Source organism: Clostridium gallinarum (assembly GCF_014836325.1).
Classification (GTDB): domain Bacteria; phylum Bacillota; class Clostridia; order Clostridiales; family Clostridiaceae; genus Clostridium; species Clostridium gallinarum.
In genome coordinates this window covers 1-2,354 of record NZ_JACSQZ010000120.1, presented here as the reverse complement: position 1 = coordinate 2,354, position 2,354 = coordinate 1, and the positions used below count along the sequence as shown (strand labels likewise).

General features: G+C 20.1%; 1 protein-coding gene and 1 pseudogene. Both read left to right on the top strand.

The window, feature by feature from the left end:
* A partial coding sequence (locus H9660_RS16050) for a sensor histidine kinase (protein ID WP_207729511.1) occupies window positions 1–1,397 on the top strand: 1,397 nt, incomplete at its 5' end.
* Window positions 1,398–1,415: 18 nt separating this feature from the next.
* Window positions 1,416–2,354: pseudogene (locus tag H9660_RS16045) on the top strand (sensor histidine kinase); the annotation flags it as partial.

Sequence of the window (2,354 nt, the reverse complement as noted above, 5' to 3'; positions counted from 1 at the left end):
TTTCTATATTATTAATTATATCTTGTAAATATACTTATAAGAATAAAATGAAAGATTACGTAAAAGTAGATTTACTTAATTTAAATATAATACTTACTACTATTGATTATGTAATAAAAATTTTAGCTACTAAATTTTTTATTTATAATATAGATAAATTTTCAGATTTAATTATGCAAATAGTTTTTATATCAACGTTAATAGCTATAATAGTAAATATAACAAAGGAAAATTATAATTTTATTTTTAAAGAAACTATAGATACCAATAAACATTTAGAGTATATTAATAGAGAAATAATTAAAAATAACTATAAATTGGAAGAGGCATTTCAAGAGTTAAAAGATAAGCAAAGTTTATATAAAGAATTTTTAGAAAAATTACCCAATCCTATAGTGATAATAAACGATAAATCGAGAATCATTTATTGCAATCCCCAATTTCTAAATGAAATTAAAGTGAAAAATTTGAGACAAGTTGTAAATAAAAAAATAGATAATTATATTGATTTTAAATATAATTTAAAGAAACTTACAAAAGATTATAAAAATTTACCTAAAACATCAAACATTAAAATTAATAATAAGAAAATGGAAGCAAGATTATTTGATTTGGATAATGAAGAATTAGAGTATATTATATTATTTAAAGATTTAACAGAAGAAATTAAATTATCAGAAATAAAAGAAGAATTTGAAAATATAAAAGTTAGAGAAGAAATAAAAAAGAACTTTTTATCGAATATATCACATGATTTAAAAATACCTGTTAATGTCATTTATTCTGCTATTCAATTAGAGAAAATATTGATAGATAATAATGATATAGAAAAAATAAAAATGTATAACGAAATTAGTAAACAGAATTGTTTTATATTAACGAAGTTTACTAATAATTTAATTGATATAAGTAAAATAGATTCTGAAAATTTAGAAGTTAATTTTATATTGGGAAATATTGTTAAATTTGTGGAGGATTATATATATTCATTATCTCCTTATATAAATAATAGTGGGTTAGAAATTAGCTTTGATACAGATGAAGAGGAAATATATATTTATTTTGATAAAGAGATGATGCAAAGGGTTATATTAAATTTGATATCAAATTCAATTAAGTTCACTAAAGTTAAAGGAATGATTTCTATTTATATAAAAAATTATGAAGACTATGTAGAAATAGAAATAAGTGATAATGGAATTGGCATGAGTAAAGAATTTATTAATAAAGCTTTTATAAAATATGAGATGGAGGATAGAGGGAAAAATAGTAATTCAACAGGCTTTGGAGTTGGTTTATTTGTTGTGTACAATTTAATAAAGGCTCAAAGTGGATCCATTGATATTAGTAGCAAGGTAGGACAAGGTACTACTTTTATTATAAAGTTAAATAAGTAAAGGGTGTATGAGTAGTAAATGGTTGAAGAGAGGATAAGATATAAGAACGGTCGATTAATGACTAGTATGTTTTTACCATTAATTTTGATTATCACTAATATGGAATTATTTTTCCATATGACAAATGAATATATTTTTTTGAATAGAGTTTTATGTTTATGTATATCAGGTTTGATTTTTATAATGTGTGTTGTGAAAGTTAAAAATAGAGATTTAGGAATATTAAAATATTTAGGAGTAGGATGTTTTTTTATAGGATTAATAAGATTTTGGGATGTAGAAATATCTCATATCAATATTAATGCAAAAGTTAATACTATGTCTATTGAAATTATAATCTATTTAGAAATTTTTAATATAATTTCAAGTATTATTCTATACTATAAAAATGCTAAGGTATATATTCAATGGCTGATTCTATTTTTTACAACAATAACTTTATATTTAATATTTAATATAAAAAGTCAAGGATTCAAATTACTAGGTTTAATTGTTTTAAGTAAGAGTGGATTAATTATAAATCAAATTATAATGGTTGGATTATTTATATTTATTTTGTTTTTGTTTAATAAACTTAAAATCGAAAAGAAATATAAATGGATTATTTGGGTAAGTTTCTGGATATTAATAAGCAATATATTTTTATTTATATCTATCATATTAAATAAAAATTTGAGTTCATTTATATGGATTAGCAAATTAGGAGCGTATTTTATATTCTATAATAAAGTTGAGGAAGAATTACTAAATAATGCATATTCAAGTGCTTATGAAAGTTTAAATAGAACAAAAGAGATTAAAAGAAAGCTTAATAAAAATCTAATAAAGAGAGAAAAGGAATTAAAGGAATTAAATTTATTATTAGAGAGAAGTGAAAAAAAATATTTTGATTTTATAAAAGCTTTTTCTAATGGCATATTATTATTTGAAAATAATAAATTAATATATTCAAATTAT